The sequence below is a fragment of the Streptomyces sp. NPDC001532 genome (assembly GCF_040298625.1).
Classification (GTDB): Bacteria; Actinomycetota; Actinomycetes; order Streptomycetales; family Streptomycetaceae; genus Streptomyces.
The window spans coordinates 161734-179568 of record NZ_JBEPAL010000011.1 but is presented as its reverse complement, the minus strand read 5'-3'; the positions used below and the strand labels follow the sequence as shown (position 1 = coordinate 179568).

Below are 17835 nucleotides of genomic sequence, written 5' to 3'. Positions count from 1 at the left end.
TGCGCCTGGCTGGTGATCAGCGGGCGTAGTACTCGACGACGAGCTGCTCGTCGCAGATCACCGGGATCTCCTTGCGGTTCGGCTCGCGGTCCAGGCGGAAGGCCAGGGCGCGGAGGTTCACCTGGAGGTAGCGCGGGGTCTCGCCGTCGGGGGCGAAGCCACCCTCACGGGCGATCGAGAAGAGGGTCTTCTCGCGGCTGCGCTCACGGACCTGGACGACGTCGTCCGGGCGGACGCGGAAGGACGGCTTGTCGACCTTCTGGCCGTTGACCTCGATGTGGCCGTGGACGACCATCTGGCGGGCCTGGTAGATCGTGCGGGCGATGCCCGAACGCAGGACCAGCGCGTCGAGACGACGCTCCAGCTCGATGATCAGGGCCTCACCGGTCTTGCCCTGGACCTTGGAGGCACGCTCGTAGGCGCGGACGAGCTGACGCTCGGACACGTCGTACTGCGCGCGCAGACGCTGCTTCTCCAGCAGACGGACCTTGTAGTCCGAGTTCTGCTTGCGGCCGCGGCCGTGCTCACCCGGCGGGTAGGGACGGGCCTCGAAGTACTTGACGGCCTTCGGGGTCAGCGCGATGCCGAGGGCACGCGACTTCTTGACCTTGGGGCGGGACTGGTTCGCCACTGTCTCTCATTTCTTAGTTTTCGGCTTGTCAGAGTTTTGGGAGGTCGCATCCGCAGCCGGGGAGACCCGTCGGGTCCGCGAGGGACCTGTCGGGCAGCCGCTCCCCTGATCTGGGCACATACGTGCAGCACGCGAGTTGCCCACCGACCGTTCCCGGATTCCGGGTGGTGGCGGGCTGCCCGCGACACCGTTCGACGGTGCGCGACGCTCCTGGGGCCGGTCCGAGACGGGGTCCTGGACTGGCTCCGGCTGACTGTCCTGTTCTGACTGCACGGGACGCAGCACTTCAGGCGAGTCTACAGGGTGCTCAGGACCGCCTGCGACCGAGGTGTTTCCTGGTCCACTCCACGGCGTCCGCGTACCGCGCCTCCGCGCCGTGCCGGGTCGGGTCGTAGTACTCGCGGTCCTTCAGGGCGTCCGGCGCGTACTGCTGGGCGGCGATGCCCTCGGGCAGGTCGTGCGGGTAGACGTACCCCTGCGCGTGGCCGAGTTTGGCGGCGCCCTTGTAGTGCCCGTCCCGCAGATGCGGGGGCACGGCGCCGGCGAGCCCCTTGCGGACGTCCTCCAGGGCGGCGCCGATCGCGGTGGTCGCGGAGTTGGACTTGGGGGCGAGGGCGAGCGCGATGGTGGCGTGGCTGAGGGTGAGGGCGGCCTCGGGGAAGCCGATCATGGCGACGGCCTGGGCGGCGGCGACCGCGATGGGCAGCGCGTTCGGGTCGGCGAGGCCGATGTCCTCGCTGGCGGAGATCATCAGGCGGCGGGCGATGAACCGGGGGTCCTCGCCGGCCTCGATCATGCGGGCCAGGTAGTGCAGGGCGGCGTCGACGTCGGAGCCGCGGATCGACTTGATCAGGGCGCTGGCGACGTCGTAGTGCTGGTCGCCGTCGCGGTCGTACTTCACCGCCGCGCGGTCGACGGTCTCCTCCAGCGTCTCCAGCGAGACCTCGGCCTCGCCCTTGTCGAGCGCGGCGCCGGCGGCGGCCTCCAGGGCGGTCAGCGCGCGGCGGGCGTCGCCGCCGGCGATGCGCAGCAGGTGCTGCTCGGTGTCATCGGGCAGGGTGACGGCGCCCTTGAGGCCGCGGTCGTCGGTGAGGGCGCGGCGCAGCAGACCGCGCAGGTCCTCGTCGGTGAGGGGCTCGAGGGTGAGCAGCAGGGAGCGGGACAGCAGCGGCGAGATCACCGAGAAGTACGGGTTCTCGGTGGTCGCCGCGATCAGGGTCACCCAGCGGTTCTCGACGGCCGGGAGGAGCGAGTCCTGCTGGGCCTTGCTGAAGCGGTGGATCTCGTCGAGGAAGAGGACGGTCTCCTTGCCGTACCCGCCGGTGGCGCGACGGGCGCCGTCGATGACCGCGCGGACCTCCTTGACGCCGGCGGTGATCGCGGACAGCTCCACGAAGCGCTTGTTGGTCGCCTTGGAGACGACGTAGGCGAGGGTGGTCTTGCCGGTGCCGGGCGGGCCCCAGAGGATCACCGACGACGGTCCGGCCGGTCCTCCGGAGCCTTCGCCGACCAGCCGGCGCAGCGGCGAGCCGGGTTTCAGCAGATGCTGCTGGCCGACCACCTCGTCGAGGGTGCGCGGGCGCATCCGCACCGCCAGGGGACTGCCGGTCGGGTCCTTCTCCTGGCGTTCTTCGGCGGCGGCGGTGAACAGGTCGGGCTCCACGTCGGCAACCCTAAATCACCGCACCGACAATCCCTCCGGTCGCCGGGTCAGGCCCAGAGCTGGCTGCCCCAGCGGGTCAGGATCAGCATGGCGATGATGCCGACGTGTGTGACCGGCAGCACCCAGGTGAACTCGGCGAGGAACCGCTTCAGGCCGGCCGGGGCGGGCAGGAAGCCGTTTCGTACGTTGAACGAGGTCACGTACCAGAACATGACGATGGTGGCGACCCAGGCCAGCGAGCACCACAGGCACAGGGCGTTGATCTCGTACAGCGACTGGATCATCAGCCAGGTGCAGAAGCCGACGCCGAAGAGCGTGCCCGCGTTGAAGGTGAGCCAGTACCAGCGCGGGAAGCGGGCCCGGGCCAGCAGGCTCATGCCGACGCCGATCACGATGCCGTAGGTGACCAGGCCGAGCATCGGGTTGGGGAACCCGAAGACGGACGCCTGGTCGCTCTCCATGACGCTGCCGCAGGAGACGATCGGGTTCAGGCTGCAGCTCGGGGTGAACGTCTCGCCGCTCACCTTGCCTTCGAGGATCTTGAACTTGTCGATCGTGATGACCCAGGCGGCGAGCAGACCCGCCGCGCCCGTGATCACCAGCAGCAGCGCGAACGCCCGGCTGCCGCCCACCGTGCGGGGCTCGCCGGCGGCGCGCTGCGGCTGCTGCGGCTCGGGCTCGGTGGAGACGTCCTGGACTGTCGTCTTGCTCATCACGCCGATTCCGTCACTTGAGGAGGGTGGACCTGCTTCCGGCACCGGACATTGTGCCGCACACCGCTGTGCGGCCACCGTTCGCTGCGCATAAGGACATACGGCCGAACCCCGCCCACCGCTCGCTTCCGGACACCCGTGGAACGACGACGAGGGCGCCGGGAGCCCTTGGACTCCCGGCGCCCTCGCGGCGGATGCTCAGCCGAGCCGGGCCTCCAGCTCGGCGACGATCTCGTTCACACCGATCGGGGTCTGCTCGCCGGACTCCATGTCCTTGAGCTGGACGACACCCTCGGCGAGGTCGCGCTCACCGGCCACGATCGCGTAGCGGGCGCCGCTGCGGTTGGCGTTCTTCATGGCGCCCTTGAGGCCCTTGCCGCCGTAGGAGAAGTCCGCGGCGACGCCGGCCTTGCGCAACTCGGTGACCTTGGCGAACAGCACCCGGCGGGCCTCCTCGCCGAGCGGCACCGCGAAGACGCTGGTGGCGGCGGGGAGTTCGAGCTCGACGCCCTCGGCCTCCAGGGCGAGGACGGTGCGGTCGACGCCGAGGGCCCAGCCGACGGACGGCAGCGCGGGGCCGCCGATCATCTCGGACAGACCGTCGTAGCGGCCGCCGCCGCCCACCGCGGACTGGGAGCCCAGACCGTCGTGCACGAACTCGAAGGTGGTGCGGGTGTAGTAGTCCAGGCCGCGGACCAGCTTCGGGTCGTCCTCGAAGGCGACACCGGCGGCCGTGATCAGCTCGCGGACCTCCTCGTGGTACGCCTTGCAGGCGTCGCAGAGGTAGTCGCGCAGCAGGGGCGCGTCGGTGAGCTGCTTCTGGACGTCGGCGCGCTTGTCGTCGAGGACGCGCAGCGGGTTGATCTCCGCGCGGCGCAGGGTGTCCTCGTCGAGGTCCAGGCCGCGCAGGAAGTCCTGGAGGGCCGCGCGGTACACCGGACGGCACTCCTTGTCGCCCAGGCTGTTCAGCAGGATGCGGAAGTTCCGCAGGCCCAGCGAACGGTAGGCCTGGTCGGCCAGGATGATCAGCTCGGCGTCCAGCGCCGGGTCCTCGGCACCGATGGCCTCGGCGCCGACCTGGGAGAAGTGGCGGTAACGGCCCTTCTGGGGGCGCTCGTAGCGGTAGTAGGAGCCCGAGTACCAGAGCTTGACCGGGAGGTTGCCCGCCTTGTGCAGGTTGGCCTCCAGGGCCGCGCGCAGGACCGAGGCGGTGCCCTCGGGGCGCAGGGCGAGCCGGTCGCCGCCCTTGGTCTCGAAGGCGTACATCTCCTTGGTGACGATGTCGGTGGACTCGCCGACACCGCGCGCGAACAGTTCGACGCTCTCGAAGCCGGGCGTCTCGATGTAGCCGTAGCCGGAGTTGCGCAGCGGGGCGGCGATCGCCTCGCGGACCGCCAGATAGGCCGCGGAGTCCGGCGGGATCAGGTCGTACGTGCCCTTGGGGGCCTGAAAGGTGCTCACGGGAAGTCTCTCGTCACATTCCTCGTCGGGGAGCCGGCGAGGCTCCCTGGCCGGAGGCCACCTCCCGCAGATACGGGTTGGTGGCGCGCTCGCGGCCGATGGTCGTCTGGGGGCCGTGGCCGGACAGCACCACGGTCGAGTCGTCGAGCGGCAGGCACACGCGGGCCAGCGAGTCGAGCATCTCGGCCATGTCACCGCCGGGCAGGTCGGTGCGTCCGATGGAGCCGGCGAACAGCAGGTCGCCCGAGAAGAGGACGGGCGGGATGTCCGCCGCCTCGGGCAGGCCGAAGGTCACCGACCCCTTGGTATGGCCGGGCGCGTGCGCCACGGTCAGCTCCAGACCGGCCAGTTCCAGCTTCGCTCCGTCGGTCAGCGTCCTGACGTCGTCCGGCTCCCCCACGGTCAGCTCGCCCATCAGCTGCGTGCCGATGGAACGGCCGAGGGCCTTCTCGGGGTCGCTCATCATGTACCGGTCGTCGGGGTGGATCCAGGCCGGTACGTCGTGCGCGCCGCACACCGGGACGACCGAGGCCACATGGTCGATGTGGCCATGGGTGAGGACGACGGCGACGGGCTTGAGCCGATGCTTCTTCAGCGCCTCTTCGACTCCTGGGGCCGCTTCGTGGCCCGGGTCGATGATCACGCACTCCTCACCGGCGGCGGGGGCGACCAGATAACAGTTGGTCCCCCAGGCCCCGGCGGGGAACCCGGCAATGAGCACGATCGTCCTTCGTTGTGTCGATACGGGCGGCTACAGCTTCGGTCAGAGCCTACCGGCGCTGCCGTTTCCTCAGCGAACCCATATACGGTACGGGGCACACGCAGGCGGTCGGCTCACAAGACGCACGCGTACCCGTCGACGTACGAGACGCATGAGGAGTAAACCCGGTGGTCAGCCAGGAGCAGCGGCGGCGTCAGCTCGCCCGGGAGAAGTTCTTGCGGCAGCAGCAGCGACGCACCGACGCGCGCCGCAAGGCCCGCACGCGCAATGCGGTGATCGCGTCGGCGCTGGGCGTCGTCGTGATCGGCAGCCTCGCGCTGTACACGACCGGGGCCCTCAAGGACGACGGCAAGGAGAGCGCGGGCGCCGAGGTCACGCCCAGCGCCTCGGCCGCGAGCCCGCTGCCCGACCCGTGCGACAAGGCGGCCAAGGGCGAGGTCGAGACGATGAGCTTCAAGAAGGAGCCGTCGATGACCATCGACAAGTCGGCGAAGTACTCGATGAAGCTCGCGACCACCTGCGGCGACATAGACATCGCGCTGAAGACGTCGGCCGCGCCGCACACCGTCAACTCGTTCGAGTTCCTCGCCGGCAAGGGCTACTTCGACCACACCAAGTGCCACCGGCTCACCACCAACGGCATCTACGTGCTCCAGTGCGGCGACCCGACGGGCAGCGGCAGCGGCGGTCCCGGCTACACGATTCCGGACGAGAATCTGAAGGACAAGAGCCTCAAGGGCGGCGTCTACCCGGCGGGCACCGTGGCGATGGCGAACACCGGCCAGAAGAACAGCGGCGGCAGCCAGTTCTTCCTGGTCTACCAGGACAGCCAGTTGCCCCCCAGCTACACGCCGTTCGGTACGGTTTCCGAGTCCGGCATGACGGTTCTGAAGAAGATCGCGGCGGCCGGAGAGAACACCGGCGCCGGCGACGGCGCCCCGAACGCTACGGTCGTGATCAACAAGGCGACGGTCACGAAATCCTGACCCTCAAGTGCGAAATTTCGGTCGCGCGGGATGCGGACAGGCAACCCGCCGGTCGCCTATGTTGGCCGTGACGAAACTGTGGACGATGCCCGGGGGAGCTGAGGCCCCCCGCAGGCATCATGTGGAGGAGGCGCTGTGAGCAGCGACCCGTGGGGCCGCGTCGACGAGACGGGGACCGTGTACGTGCGTACGGCCGATGGCGAGCAGGTCGTCGGTTCCTGGCAGGCCGGCTCCCCTGACGAGGCGCTGGCCTACTTCGAGCGCAAGTACGAGGGCCTGGTTGTCGAGATCGGCCTCCTCGAGAAGCGAGTGAAGACCACCGACCTGTCGGCGAAGGACGCCCAGACCGCCATCGCCCACCTGCGCGAACAGGTGGACGCCCACCACGCGGTCGGCGACCTGGACGCTCTGCGGACCCGGCTGGACAAGCTCGTGGAGACCGTCGACAAGCGTCGCGAGGAGCGCAAGCAGCAGCGGGCCAAGCAGTCCGACGAGGCGCGCCACGCCAAGGAGGCGCTGGTCACGGAGGCCGAGGAGCTGGCGCAGTCCGACCAGTGGCGGGCGGCCGGTGAGCGGCTGCGGGCGCTGGTGGACACCTGGAAGGGGCTGCCGCGCCTCGACCGCAAGTCGGACGACGAGCTGTGGCACCGCTTCTCGCACGCCCGCTCGGCCTTCTCCAAGCGCCGCAAGGCGCACTTCGCGCAGCTGGACGCGCAGCGCGAGGAGGCCCGCAGGACCAAGGAGCGGCTGGTCTCCGAGGCCGAGGCGCTGTCGAACTCGACCGACTGGGGGCCGACCGCGGCCCGCTACCGCGAGCTGATGGCGGAGTGGAAGGCCGCGGGCCGCGCCCAGCGCGAGCACGAGGACGACCTGTGGAACCGCTTCCGCGGCGCCCAGGACGTGTTCTTCGCCGCCCGCAGCTCGGTCTTCGCCGAGCGTGACGCCGAGCAGACCGAGAACCTGAAGCTGAAGGAGGAGCTGGCCGAGGAGGCCGAGAAGATCCTCCCGGTGACGGACCTCAAGGCGGCCCGTGCCGCGTTCCGCTCGGTCAACGAGCGCTGGGAGGCCATCGGCCATGTGCCGCGCGACGCCCGGCCGAAGGTCGAGGGCCGGATGCACGCGGTGGAGCGGGCGATCCAGGAGGCCGAGGAGGCCGAGTGGCGCCGGACCAACCCGGAGGCACGCGCGCGTGCCGCGGGTCTGACCGGCCAGCTCCAGGCGGCGGTGGACAAGCTCCAGGGCCAGATCGAGCAGGCCCGCGCCCAGGGCAACAACGCCAAGGCCGAGAAGCTGGAGCGTGAGCTGGCGGGCCGCCAGGCGCTGCTGGACCAGGCGCTGAAGGGTCTCCAGGAGTTCGGCGGCTGACACGGCCTCCGTCCGCTCGCACACGAAAGGGGCTCCCCTCGGGGAGCCCCTTTCGTGTGCCTGCGGTGCTACGACCGGCTGCGCGCCGACGTCACCCGGTACACGTCGTACACGCCCTCGACGCCCCGGACCGCCTTCAGCACATGGCCGAGATGCTTCGGGTCGCCCATCTCGAAGGTGAAGCGGGAGGTGGCCACCCGGTCGCGGGAGGTCTGGACCGCCGCGGAGAGGATGTTGACGTGCTGGTCGGACAGCACACGCGTGACGTCCGACAGCAGCCGGGAGCGGTCCAGCGCCTCGACCTGGATGGCGACCAGGAAGACCGAGGACTGGGTGGGCGCCCACTCGACGTCCAGGATCCGCTCGGGCTCGCGGGACAGTGACTCCACGTTCACGCAGTCGCTGCGGTGAACCGATACGCCACTACCGCGCGTGACGAAGCCGATGATGGGGTCCCCGGGGACCGGCGTACAACAGCGGGCCAGCTTGACCCACACGTCGTCGACGCCCTTGACGACCACACCCGGGTCGGCGCTGGTACGGCGCTTGCGGCCGCGTCCGCGCGCCGGCGGGACGCTCTCGTCGATCTCCTCGGTGGCCGCCTCCTCGCCGCCGAATGCCTGCACCAGTTTCTGCACGACGTTCTGCGCGGAGACATGGCCCTCGCCGATCGCCGCGTACAGCGCGGAGATGTCCGGGTAGCGCATCTCGTGCGCGAGGGTGACCAGGGAGTCGCCGGTCAGGATGCGCTGGATCGGCAGGTTCTGCTTGCGCATCGCGCGGACGATGGCGTCCTTGCCCTGCTCGATCGCCTCGTCACGGCGCTCCTTGGAGAACCAGGCGCGGATCTTGTTGCGGGCGCGCGGCGACTTCACGAAGCCGAGCCAGTCGCGGGAGGGGCCCGCCCCGGCCGCCTTGGAGGTGAAGACCTCCACCAGGTCGCCGTTGTCCAGCGTGGACTCCAGCGGGACCAGACGGCCGTTGACCCGCGCTCCTATGGTGCGGTGGCCGACCTCGGTGTGGACGGCGTACGCGAAGTCCACCGGGGTGGCCCCGGCCGGCAGCGCTATGACGTCGCCCTTGGGGGTGAAGACGAAGACCTCGTTGCGGGACAGGTCGAAGCGCAGGGACTCCAGGAACTCCCCCGGGTCCTCGGTCTCCTTCTGCCAGTCCAGGAGCTGGCGCAGCCACGCCATGTCGTTGAGGTGGTCGTCCTTGCCGGTGCTCCGGGGCGCGTCCGAGCGGACCTTGGAGGCACCGGCGACGGCCTCCTGCTTGTACTTCCAGTGCGCGGCGATGCCGTACTCGGCACGGCGGTGCATGTCGAAGGTGCGGATCTGGAGCTCGACCGGCTTGCCGTTGGGCCCGATGACCGTCGTGTGCAGCGACTGGTACATGTTGAACTTGGGCATCGCGATGTAGTCCTTGAACCGGCCGGGGACCGGGTTCCATCGCGCGTGCACGGTGCCGAGGGCCGCGTAGCAGTCGCGGACGGTGTCCACGAGGACGCGGATGCCCACCAGGTCGTAGATCTCCGCGAAGTCCCGGCCGCGGACGATCATCTTCTGGTAGACGCTGTAGTAGTGCTTCGGGCGGCCGGTGACGGTCGCCTTGATGCGGGCCGCGCGCAGATCCTGCTGGACCTCGTCGGTCACTATGGCCAGGTACTCGTCCCGCTTGGGGGCGCGCTCGGCGACGAGACGGACGATCTCGTCGTACATCTTCGGGTAGAGGATCGCGAAGGCGAGGTCCTCCAGCTCCCACTTGATGGTGTTCATGCCCAAGCGGTGGGCGAGCGGCGCGTAGATCTCCAGGGTCTCGCGCGCCTTCTTCTCCTGCTTCTCACGCTTGAGGTAGCGCATGGTGCGCATGTTGTGCAGGCGGTCGGCGAGCTTGATCACCAGGACGCGCGGGTCCTTGGCCATCGCCACGACCATCTTGCGCACGGTCTCGGCCTGCGCGGCCTCGCCGAACTTGACCTTGTCGAGCTTGGTGACGCCGTCCACGAGCAGGGCGACCACGTCACCGAAGTCGCGGCGCAGGTCCTCCAGGCCGTACTCGGTGTCCTCGACGGTGTCGTGCAGCAGGCCCGCCATCAAAGTGGCCGGATCCATGCCCAGCTCGGCAAGGATGGTGGTGACGGCGAGCGGGTGCGTGATGTAAGGGTCGCCGCTCTTGCGCTTCTGGCCGCGGTGCCAGCGCTCGGCGACCTGGTAGGCCCGCTCGATCTGGCGGAGCGTGGCCGTCTCGATCTTCGGGTCGTTGCTGCGGACTATCCGCAGCAGCGGCTCCAGGACCGGGTTGTACGGGTTCGCGCGCTGCACTCCGAGGCGGGCGAGGCGGGCGCGGACGCGGTTGGAGGAGCCGGTGCGCGCGGGCTGCGGCGGCGTGGCCGGACGGATCGGCGTCGGGGCGCTCGGCGAGGCGGTGGTCCCTCCGGAGGAGGAGCTTGTCGAAGACCCTTGGGGGCGCTCGGGAGGGGCCGGCTTGGGGCTCGCCTGCCCGGCTGCCTCGGCGCCGGGCGCGGACTGGCCGGGCTGGGCCGTCCCGCGCGAGTCGTCCTTCGCGTGGGGCGTGGCCGCGGCGTCCGAGGCGCGCTCGGGCTTGGCGGCGGTCAGGTGCTGGGCCTCGTCTGGCAAGAGGGCTCCTCGTGCGCGATCCGGGTCCCCCGGTCAGGCTCCGGAAACCCCATGGTAGCGATCCCGGGCGCCAGGATCGCCTTCAGGCCAAAGTGAGGGCCGTCTACCGGGGAGAACGCGGGAGGCGGGCACCGGATTCCCTCCGGGCCCGCCTCAGCGGTGTGCCACGACCGTGCGCGCGGCGTGCGCCGTGCTCAGACGATGAGCAGCGCCTCCAGCGGGGCGCCGTCGAGGGCCGGTGCCAGGCGGCTGCGGCCGTCGAGGAAGGCCAGCTCCATCAGCACGGCCACACCGGCGACCTGGGCGCCGGCCCGGCGGATCAGCTGGAGGGAGGCCTCCGCGGTGCCGCCGGTGGCCAGCACGTCGTCGATCACCAGCACGCGGTCGTTCGCGGTCAGGTCCTCGGCGTGCACCTCGATCTCCGCCGAGCCGTACTCCAGGTCGTAGGCCTGGCGCAGGGTGGCTCCGGGGAGCTTGCCGGCCTTGCGGACCGGGATGAAGCCGACGCCCGCGCGGACGGCGACCGGGGCGCCGAGGATGAAGCCGCGGGCCTCCAGACCGACGATCTTGGTGGCGGAGGTGCGCTCCACGATCGCGGCCAGCTCGTCGGTGAGCGCGGTGAAGGCCGCCGGGTCCGCCAGGAGCGGGGTGATGTCCTTGAACATCACGCCCTGCTCCGGATAGTCGGCCACATCGCGGATGCGGCTGAGCAGCAGCTCCTTGACGTCGGTCATCGGCGCTTCCCGGAAGGACGGCCGCGGCCCCGGCTGCGGGACGCGGACTGGCTGCGCGGGCCGACGACCGCGGGGGCGGCGTCCTCGTCGTCGTACTCCTCGTCGGTGAACTGCTCGGTCTGCGCCTCGTCGGGCTCGCCGCCCTGCGCCCGCTTGGCCAGGACGCGCTTGCGCAGCGCCTTGAGCTGCGGCTCGCGCTCCTTGAGGTCGGCGACGAGCGGCGTGGCGATGAAGATCGAGGAGTACGCACCGGCCGCGAGGCCGACGAACAGCGACAGCGAGATGTCGTTGAGCATGCCCGCGCCGAGCACACCGCCGCCGATGAACAGCAGGCCCGCCACCGGCAGCAGCGCGACCACCGTGGTGTTGACCGAGCGGACCAGGGTGCTGTTGATGGAGCGGTTGGCGATGTCGCTGTAGGTCCAGCGGGTCTGCTTGGTGATGTCTCTCGTCTGCTCCTTGAGGCTGTCGAAGACGACGACCGTGTCGTAGAGCGAGTAACCGAGGATCGTCAGCAGACCGATCACCGTGCCCGGCGTGACCTCGAAGCCGACGAGGGCGTAGATGCCGACCGTGATGGTGATGTCGTGGATCAGGGCGACGAACGCGGCGAGCGCCATCCGCCACTCGAAGGCGATCGCCAGGTAGATCACGACGAGGACCAGGAAGATGCCGAGACCCTGCCAGGCCTTGTCGGCGATCTGATCACCCCAACTGGGGCCGACCAGCTCGGCGTTGATCTTCTCGGTGTCGACCTTCAGGTCCTCGGCGAGCGAGTTCTTGATCTGGTCGGACCGCTCGGTCTCGATACCGGCGACCTGGATGCGCAGGCTGCCGTTGCCGAGCTGCTGGACGATCGCGTCGTGGCCGGAGGCCTCTTCCGCGTACTCCTGGGCCTGGGAGACCGAGACGGCGGTCTTCGGGGTGGTGAAGACGGCACCGCCCTGGAACTCGATGCCCATGTTCAGGCCGCGCACCGCCAGGCCGACGATGGCCGTGATGGTGATCAGTATCGAGATGCCGTACCAGATCTTGCGGTTGCCGACGAAGTCGTAGCTGACCTCGCCACGGTGCAGTCGGGCGCCGAGGTTGCCGAGCTTCGACATCTCACGCCTCCTTCGTGTCGACAGGGCCTGCGGCGGTGGGAGAGGGACGGCGGGTGCGGCGCAGCGGCGGCCGGGCACCGAGCCGCTTGGGGTCGAGGCCGGACCACGGGTGACCCTCGGCGAAGAACTTCCGGCGGGCCAGCAGCGTCAGCATCGGCTTGGTGAAGAAGAACACGACCACCACGTCGAGCACGGTGGTCAGGCCGAGCGTGAACGCGAAGCCCTGGACCTTGCCGACGGTGACGATGAAGAGCACCGCCGCGGCGAGGAAGGAGACGAAGTCGGAGACCAGGATGGTGCGCCGGGCGCGCGGCCAGGCCCGCTCCACCGCGGGGCGCAGCGAGCGGCCTTCGCGGATCTCGTCCCGGACCCGTTCGAAGTAGACGATGAACGAGTCCGCCGTGATGCCGATGGCGACGATGGCGCCGCAGACGGCCGGCAGGTTCAGCGCGAAGCCGATGGCCGGGCCGAGCAGGGCCATGATCACGTAGGTGAGGGCGGCGGAGACCAGCAGCGAGGCGATCGCGATGAGCGCCAGGCCGCGGTAGTAGATCACCAGGTACAGGATGACCAGGGCGAGGCCGATGGCGCCCGCGATCAGACCGGCGTGCAGCTGCTCACCGCCGAGGGCCGCGGTCACCGTGGTGACGCTGTCCTCCTTGAAGGTCAGCGGGAGCGCGCCGTACGACAGCATGTTGGCGAGGCCCTGGGCCTCCTGCTGGGTGAAGCTGCCGGAGATCTCGGCGTTGCCGCCGGTGATGGCCTGGCTGACGAACGGGCTGGAGACGACCTCGCCGTCCAGCACGATGCCGAACTGGTTCTGCGGCTGGGGGTTCTGCGCCAGCTTGCCGGTGATGTCGGCGAACTTCTTGGAGCCGCCGCCGGTGAAGTCCATCTGGACCTTCCAGCCGGCACCGCTCTGGGTGTCGTAGACGGCCTGGGCGTCCTCGACCTCGGTGCCGTCGACGCCGGCCGGGCCGAGCAGGTACTTGTACCAGACGCCGTCGATCTCACCGCAGCCGACGGTGGTGTCCTCCGGCTTGGCGCCCTCGCCGGCCGCGGTGCGGGCGCTCTGCTTGCTGCAGTCGAGCGCGGCGTACGCGGCCTGGGCCTCGGTGTCGGTGCCGGTGCCGCCGCTCGCGCTCGCCGACGGGGAGGCGCTGGCCGACGGGGAGCCGGAGGCGCTGCCGGACGGCGTCGGGTCGGCCTTCAGGGCCTCGCTGACGGCGCGGCCCTGGGAGGTGGCGGAGGCCGAGGGGGTCGACGCGCTCACGGAGGCGGACGCGGACGGGCTCGCCGTGTCGGTGGCCTTCTCGGAGGCGGCGGCGCTGGGGGATCCGCTGGGCGAGGGGCTGGCGGCGGCGCCGCCCGAGGGCTCGGTGGCGAGCACCGGACGGAAGTACAGCTTGGCGGTGGTGCCGACCTGATCCCGGGCCTGCTTGGAATTCGTGCCCTTGGGAATGTTCACGATGATGTTGCGATCGCCCTGCGTCTGGACTTCCGCCTCGGAGACGCCAAGACCGTTGACACGCCGCTCCATGATGGAGACCGCGGTGTCCATGTTGGTCTTGTTGATCGCTGCCTCGTTACCGTCCTCCGCGACGGCGCGGAGCGTGATGCTCGTGCCGCCGGCCAGGTCGATGCCGAGCCGCGGAGTGGTGTGACCGGAGGCGAACATGCCACCGGTGAGCGCCACGATGGCGATCAGGATCAGGGCCAGCGAGCGCCCCGGCTTGCTCTGGGCGCTCGCGTTCCGGCCCCTTTTAGGTGCTGCCACCTTCTCGTACTCCCTCTCGGGCCGCCTCGCGCCGGGTGGGCGTGCCGGCGGCCATGACATGGTGTCGGGATCCCGCGCGGGATGCGCATGTCCCGGTGCGCGCGAGTCCCGCCCGCGCGCTCCGGGACATCACTACTTCGCGTCGGCGTCGCCGTCGGTCTTCTTCGGCTCCTCGGCCGCCGTGGCGTCGGAGGGCTCCGCGTCCTTCTTGCCGAGGTCGACGGCCTTGTCGTCGGAGGCGGCGGCAGCGTCGGAGTCGCCGTCGTTCTCGGTGAGGGCGGAGGCATCGTCCGGGACGAGGTCCGAGTCGGACTTCAGGTCGTGCTCGATGCCGTGGACGATGCGGTTGTACTCGTCGTCGGACAGCACGGCACCGATCGCGTTCTTGGCGAAGAGCAGTTCGACGCCCGGCCCGGCGTCGAGGAGGACCGTGTCCTCGCTGACCTCCTTGACCGTTGCGTACATGCCCCCGATGGTGCGGACACCGGAACCGGGCTGCATCTGGTTCCGCATGTCGACGGCCTGCTGCTGCTTCTTCTTGGCCGACCGCGTCATCAGGATCATGGCCCCGATGAGCACGATGAACGGGAGGAGGGTCACGAGACTCACGGGTCGGTACTTCCTTCACACGACCGCGATGGTGAGCGGCCTGATGGTTGGGGGTGTGTGCGCCGCCGACTTAGGCGGCATCGGCGGAGTCTAAGCGAGTCCGCGCGCATGGAACAACGCTCAGCATGGCACCAGGGTTCCTGGTGCGGCGAATCCCCCGCCGTCACGTCCCGAACAGGTCCTGTTGTCCGTTTCCCCCGCCCTGGGAGCGCGGCGGGGTGAGGCCGAGATGCGCCCATGCGGCCGGAGTGGCGACCCGCCCCCGGGGTGTACGGGCCAGCAGGCCCTCCCGGACCAGGAACGGTTCGGCGACCTCCTCGACGGTCTCCCGCTCCTCCCCCACCGCGACGGCGAGGGTGGACAGGCCGACCGGTCCGCCGCCGAACAGCTTGAGCAGGGCCTCCAGGACGGCGCGGTCGAGGCGGTCCAGCCCCCGGCCGTCGACCTCGTAGACGGCGAGGGCCGCCGCGGCGATCTCCTTGGTGATGTTCCCGTCCGCCTTGACCTGGGCGTAGTCGCGCACCCGGCGCAGCAGGCGGTTGGCGATCCGGGGCGTGCCGCGGGAGCGGCCGGCGATCTCGGCGGCGCCGTCGCCGTCGATCTCCACGTCGAGCAGGTGCGCCGAGCGGTGGACGACACGCTGGAGCTCGACCGGTTCGTAGAACTCCATGTGCGCGGTGAAGCCGAAGCGGTCGCGCAGCGGCGGCGGCAGCAGGCCGGCCCGGGTGGTGGCGCCGACCAGCGTGAACGGCGGCAGTTCCAGGGGGATGGCGGTGGCGCCGGGGCCCTTGCCGACGATGACGTCCACGCGGAAGTCCTCCATCGCCATGTACAGCATCTCCTCGGCGGGCCGGGACATGCGGTGGATCTCGTCGAGGAACAGCACCTCGCCCTCCTGGAGGGAGGAGAGGATCGCGGCGAGATCACCGGCGTGCTGGATGGCGGGCCCGGAGGTGATGCGGATGGGGGCGCCCATCTCGGCGGCGATGATCATGGAGAGGGTGGTCTTGCCGAGGCCGGGGGCGCCGGAGAGCAGCACGTGGTCGGCGGTGGCGCCGCGGGCGCGCGCGGCGCGCAGCACGAGGTCCAGCTGTTCGCGGACCTTCTCCTGGCCGATGAACTCGCCCAGGTCCTTGGGGCGCAGCGCGGCCTCGACGGCCTGGTCCTCACGGTCGGCGACAGAGCCCACCAGCCGCTCCTCGGCGGCGGAGGTGTCGGTCGTGTCGTCCCAGTTCATGGAGTGTGCCTCGGGGGTCGCGGTCGGATGGGGGGCTCGGGTGGGGTGCGGGGGTGGGAGCGCCGCCCACGGGAGTGGTTTCCGGTCGAATCACGTCGGCGGGCCGCGGCGGCGGGCGGCGCGGGCCTCAGCGGGCCCGGTTCAGGGTCTGGAGCGCCGCCTTCAGCAACTGGCTCACCTGAGGAGTGCCCTCGGCCGCCTCGGCCTGCGGGGCCACTGCGGCGACGGCCTCGTCGGCCTCGCGGGTGGCGTAGCCCAGGCCGATCAGGGCGGCGTGCAGCTGGTCGCGCCAGCCGGAGCTGACCGGGGCGCCGACGGCGGGGGCGCCGAGGGGTTCGCCGAGGCGGTCCTTCAGTTCCAGCAGCAGCTTCTGGGCGCCCTTCTTGCCGATGCCGGGGACGGCGACGAGCGCCTTCTCGTCACCGGTGGAGACCGCGCGGCGCAGGGCGTCGGGGGTGTGCACGGCGAGCATGGCCTGGGCGAGGCGGGGGCCGACGCCGCTCGCCGTCTGGAGCAGCTCGAACACCTGGCGTTCGTCGTCGTCCGCGAAGCCGTACAGCGTGAGGGAGTCCTCCCGCACGACCAGGGAGGTGGCGAGCTTGGCGGGCTGGCCCAGGCGGAGCGTGGACAGCGTGTTCGGCGTGCACTGGACGGCCATGCCGACCCCGCCGACCTCGACCACCGCGGCGTCCGGGGCGAGTGCGGCGACCGTGCCGCTGACGAAGGCGATCATGTCGTACGGCCTTTCGTTGCGTGGCTTGCGTGCTGGGCGACCGCCTGCTGGAGGCGGTTCTGGGCGGGGGCGCGCCAGATGTGGCAGATGGCGAGCGCGAGGGCGTCGGCCGCGTCGGCGGGCTTGGGGGGCGCGGCCAGCCGCAGCAGGCGGGTGACCATGGCGCCGACCTGGGCCTTGTCGGCCCGTCCGGAGCCGGTGACGGCGGCCTTGACCTCGCTCGGGGTGTGCAGCGCGACGGGGATGCCGCGGCGGGCGGCGCACAGCATGGCGACGGCGCTGGCCTGGGCGGTGCCCATCACCGTACGGACGTTGTGCTGGCTGAAGACCCGCTCGACCGCCACGAATTCGGGCCGGTGCTCGTCGAGCCACTGCTCGATGCCCTGCTCGACCGCGACGAGCCGGTCGCCCAGTGCGGCGTCGGCCGGTGTGCGCACGACACCGACGCCGAGCATGGTCAGCGGTCTGCCGGGCACGCCCTCCACGACTCCGACACCGCACCGGGTCAGACCCGGGTCCACCCCCAGTACGCGCACCCGCCGCCCCTCCTTCGATCTCCCCCAGCTTCGCTGGGCGGTACCCCAGTTTGTGCAGGCTATCGGGTGCCACCGACAACGCCGCACACAGCGACGGGCCGACGGGGTGTCCCGTCGGCCCGTTCGGCTGCTGTCGGCGTCAGGCGTCGACCTTCTCCATGATCTCGTCGCTGACGTCGAAGTTGGCGAAGACGTTCTGCACGTCGTCGCTGTCCTCCAGCGCGTCGATCAGCTTGAAGATCTTCTTGGCGCCCTCCTCGTCCAGCTCGACCTGCATGGTCGGGACGAAGTTGGCCTCGGCGGAGTCGTAGTCGATGCCCGCCTCCTGGAGGGCGGTGCGGACCGCGACCAGGTCGGTGGCCTCGCTGAGCACCTCGAAGGACTCGCCGAGGTCGTTGACCTCCTCGGCGCCCGCGTCCAGGACGGCCGCGAGGACGTCGTCCTCGGTCAGCTCGCCCTTGGGCACGATGATGACGCCCTTGCGGTTGAACAGGTACGACACCGAACCGGGGTCGGCCATGGAGCCGCCGTTGCGGGTCATGGCGACGCGGACCTCGGAGGCCGCGCGGTTGCGGTTGTCGGTCAGACACTCGATCAGCACGGCGACGCCGTTCGGGCCGTAGCCCTCGTACATGATCGTCTCGTAGTCGGCGCCGCCGGCCTCGAGGCCGCCGCCGCGCTTGACCGCGGAGTCGATGTTCTTGTTGGGGACCGACTGCTTCTTCGCCTTCTGGATGGCGTCGTACAGCGTCGGGTTGCCCTCGATGTCGACGCCGCCCATGCGCGCCGCGACCTCGATGTTCTTGATCAGCTTCGCGAAGAGCTTGCCGCGCTTGGCGTCGATCACGGCCTTCTTGTGCTTCGTCGTGGCCCATTTAGAGTGGCCGGACATCTGCCTGTCTCCTTCGCGTAACCCATCCAGAT

The 17835-nt window shown here is 70.4% G+C and carries 16 protein-coding genes; 2 read left to right on the top strand and 14 right to left on the bottom strand.

The window, feature by feature from the left end:
• Positions 1-16: 16 nt before the first annotated feature.
• The 5 genes from rpsD to ABT232_RS13845 form a co-directional block, all read right to left on the bottom strand.
• Positions 17-631: a 30S ribosomal protein S4 gene (gene rpsD / locus ABT232_RS13865; protein WP_351839872.1), complete on the bottom strand. Its 615-nt coding sequence runs from the start codon at positions 629-631 to the stop codon at positions 17-19.
• Between the two features lie 307 nt (positions 632-938).
• Positions 939-2294: a replication-associated recombination protein A gene (locus tag ABT232_RS13860; RefSeq protein ID WP_351839870.1), complete on the bottom strand. Its 1356-nt coding sequence runs from the start codon at positions 2292-2294 to the stop codon at positions 939-941.
• A 47-nt stretch (positions 2295-2341) separates the two neighbouring features.
• The gene (locus ABT232_RS13855) at positions 2342-3007 is read right to left on the bottom strand and encodes a vitamin K epoxide reductase family protein (protein WP_351839868.1); all 666 of its coding nucleotides are present in this window, start codon (positions 3005-3007) and stop codon (positions 2342-2344) included.
• A gap of 198 nt (positions 3008-3205) precedes the next feature.
• Positions 3206-4468: a histidine--tRNA ligase gene (hisS, locus tag ABT232_RS13850; RefSeq protein ID WP_351839866.1), complete on the bottom strand. Its 1263-nt coding sequence runs from the start codon at positions 4466-4468 to the stop codon at positions 3206-3208.
• A gap of 13 nt (positions 4469-4481) precedes the next feature.
• A complete protein-coding gene (locus ABT232_RS13845) occupies positions 4482-5189 on the bottom strand; it encodes an MBL fold metallo-hydrolase (protein WP_351839864.1) in 708 nt (235 codons plus the stop codon).
• Between the two features lie 167 nt (positions 5190-5356).
• Between ABT232_RS13845 and ABT232_RS13840 the strand changes: the two genes are divergently transcribed.
• Both ABT232_RS13840 and ABT232_RS13835 read left to right on the top strand, forming a co-directional pair.
• Positions 5357-6175 carry a peptidylprolyl isomerase gene (locus tag ABT232_RS13840; protein ID WP_351839862.1) on the top strand — a complete coding sequence of 273 codons (819 nt, stop codon included), beginning with the start codon at positions 5357-5359 and terminating at the stop codon, positions 6173-6175.
• Between the two features lie 135 nt (positions 6176-6310).
• Positions 6311-7540 carry a DUF349 domain-containing protein gene (locus ABT232_RS13835; protein ID WP_351839860.1) on the top strand — a complete coding sequence of 410 codons (1230 nt, stop codon included), beginning with the start codon at positions 6311-6313 and terminating at the stop codon, positions 7538-7540.
• A gap of 68 nt (positions 7541-7608) precedes the next feature.
• Here ABT232_RS13835 and ABT232_RS13830 read toward each other — a convergent pair whose 3' ends face one another.
• The 9 genes from ABT232_RS13830 to ABT232_RS13790 all read right to left on the bottom strand — a co-directional run bounded on the left by ABT232_RS13830 (position 7609) and on the right by ABT232_RS13790 (position 17803).
• Positions 7609-10179: a RelA/SpoT family protein gene (locus ABT232_RS13830; RefSeq protein ID WP_351839858.1), complete on the bottom strand. Its 2571-nt coding sequence runs from the start codon at positions 10177-10179 to the stop codon at positions 7609-7611.
• A gap of 194 nt (positions 10180-10373) precedes the next feature.
• Positions 10374-10913, bottom strand: a complete 540-nt coding sequence (locus ABT232_RS13825) for an adenine phosphoribosyltransferase (RefSeq protein ID WP_351839856.1) — start codon at positions 10911-10913, stop codon at positions 10374-10376.
• The gene (gene secF, locus ABT232_RS13820) at positions 10910-12019 is read right to left on the bottom strand and encodes a protein translocase subunit SecF (RefSeq protein ID WP_351839854.1); all 1110 of its coding nucleotides are present in this window, start codon (positions 12017-12019) and stop codon (positions 10910-10912) included. Before secF ends, ABT232_RS13825 begins: the two co-directional genes overlap by 4 nt.
• Position 12020: 1 nt before the next feature.
• A complete protein-coding gene (secD, locus tag ABT232_RS13815) occupies positions 12021-13796 on the bottom strand; it encodes a protein translocase subunit SecD (protein ID WP_351839852.1) in 1776 nt (591 codons plus the stop codon).
• A gap of 132 nt (positions 13797-13928) precedes the next feature.
• A complete protein-coding gene (gene yajC, locus ABT232_RS13810; protein WP_351839850.1) occupies positions 13929-14405 on the bottom strand; it encodes a preprotein translocase subunit YajC in 477 nt (158 codons plus the stop codon).
• A 163-nt stretch (positions 14406-14568) separates the two neighbouring features.
• Positions 14569-15642 (bottom strand): Holliday junction branch migration DNA helicase RuvB, encoded by a 1074-nt coding sequence (gene ruvB, locus ABT232_RS13805; RefSeq protein ID WP_351839848.1) that lies wholly within the window; start codon positions 15640-15642, stop codon positions 14569-14571.
• Positions 15643-15769: 127 nt separating this feature from the next.
• Positions 15770-16375 (bottom strand): Holliday junction branch migration protein RuvA, encoded by a 606-nt coding sequence (gene ruvA / locus ABT232_RS13800; RefSeq protein ID WP_351839846.1) that lies wholly within the window; start codon positions 16373-16375, stop codon positions 15770-15772.
• A complete protein-coding gene (gene ruvC, locus ABT232_RS13795) occupies positions 16372-16911 on the bottom strand; it encodes a crossover junction endodeoxyribonuclease RuvC (RefSeq protein WP_351839845.1) in 540 nt (179 codons plus the stop codon). The genes ruvA and ruvC overlap by 4 nt, the downstream gene beginning before the upstream one ends.
• A gap of 139 nt (positions 16912-17050) precedes the next feature.
• Complete coding sequence (locus ABT232_RS13790; RefSeq protein WP_351839843.1) at positions 17051-17803, bottom strand: YebC/PmpR family DNA-binding transcriptional regulator; 753 nt, start codon at positions 17801-17803, stop codon at positions 17051-17053.
• Between the last annotated feature and the right edge of the window lie 32 nt (positions 17804-17835).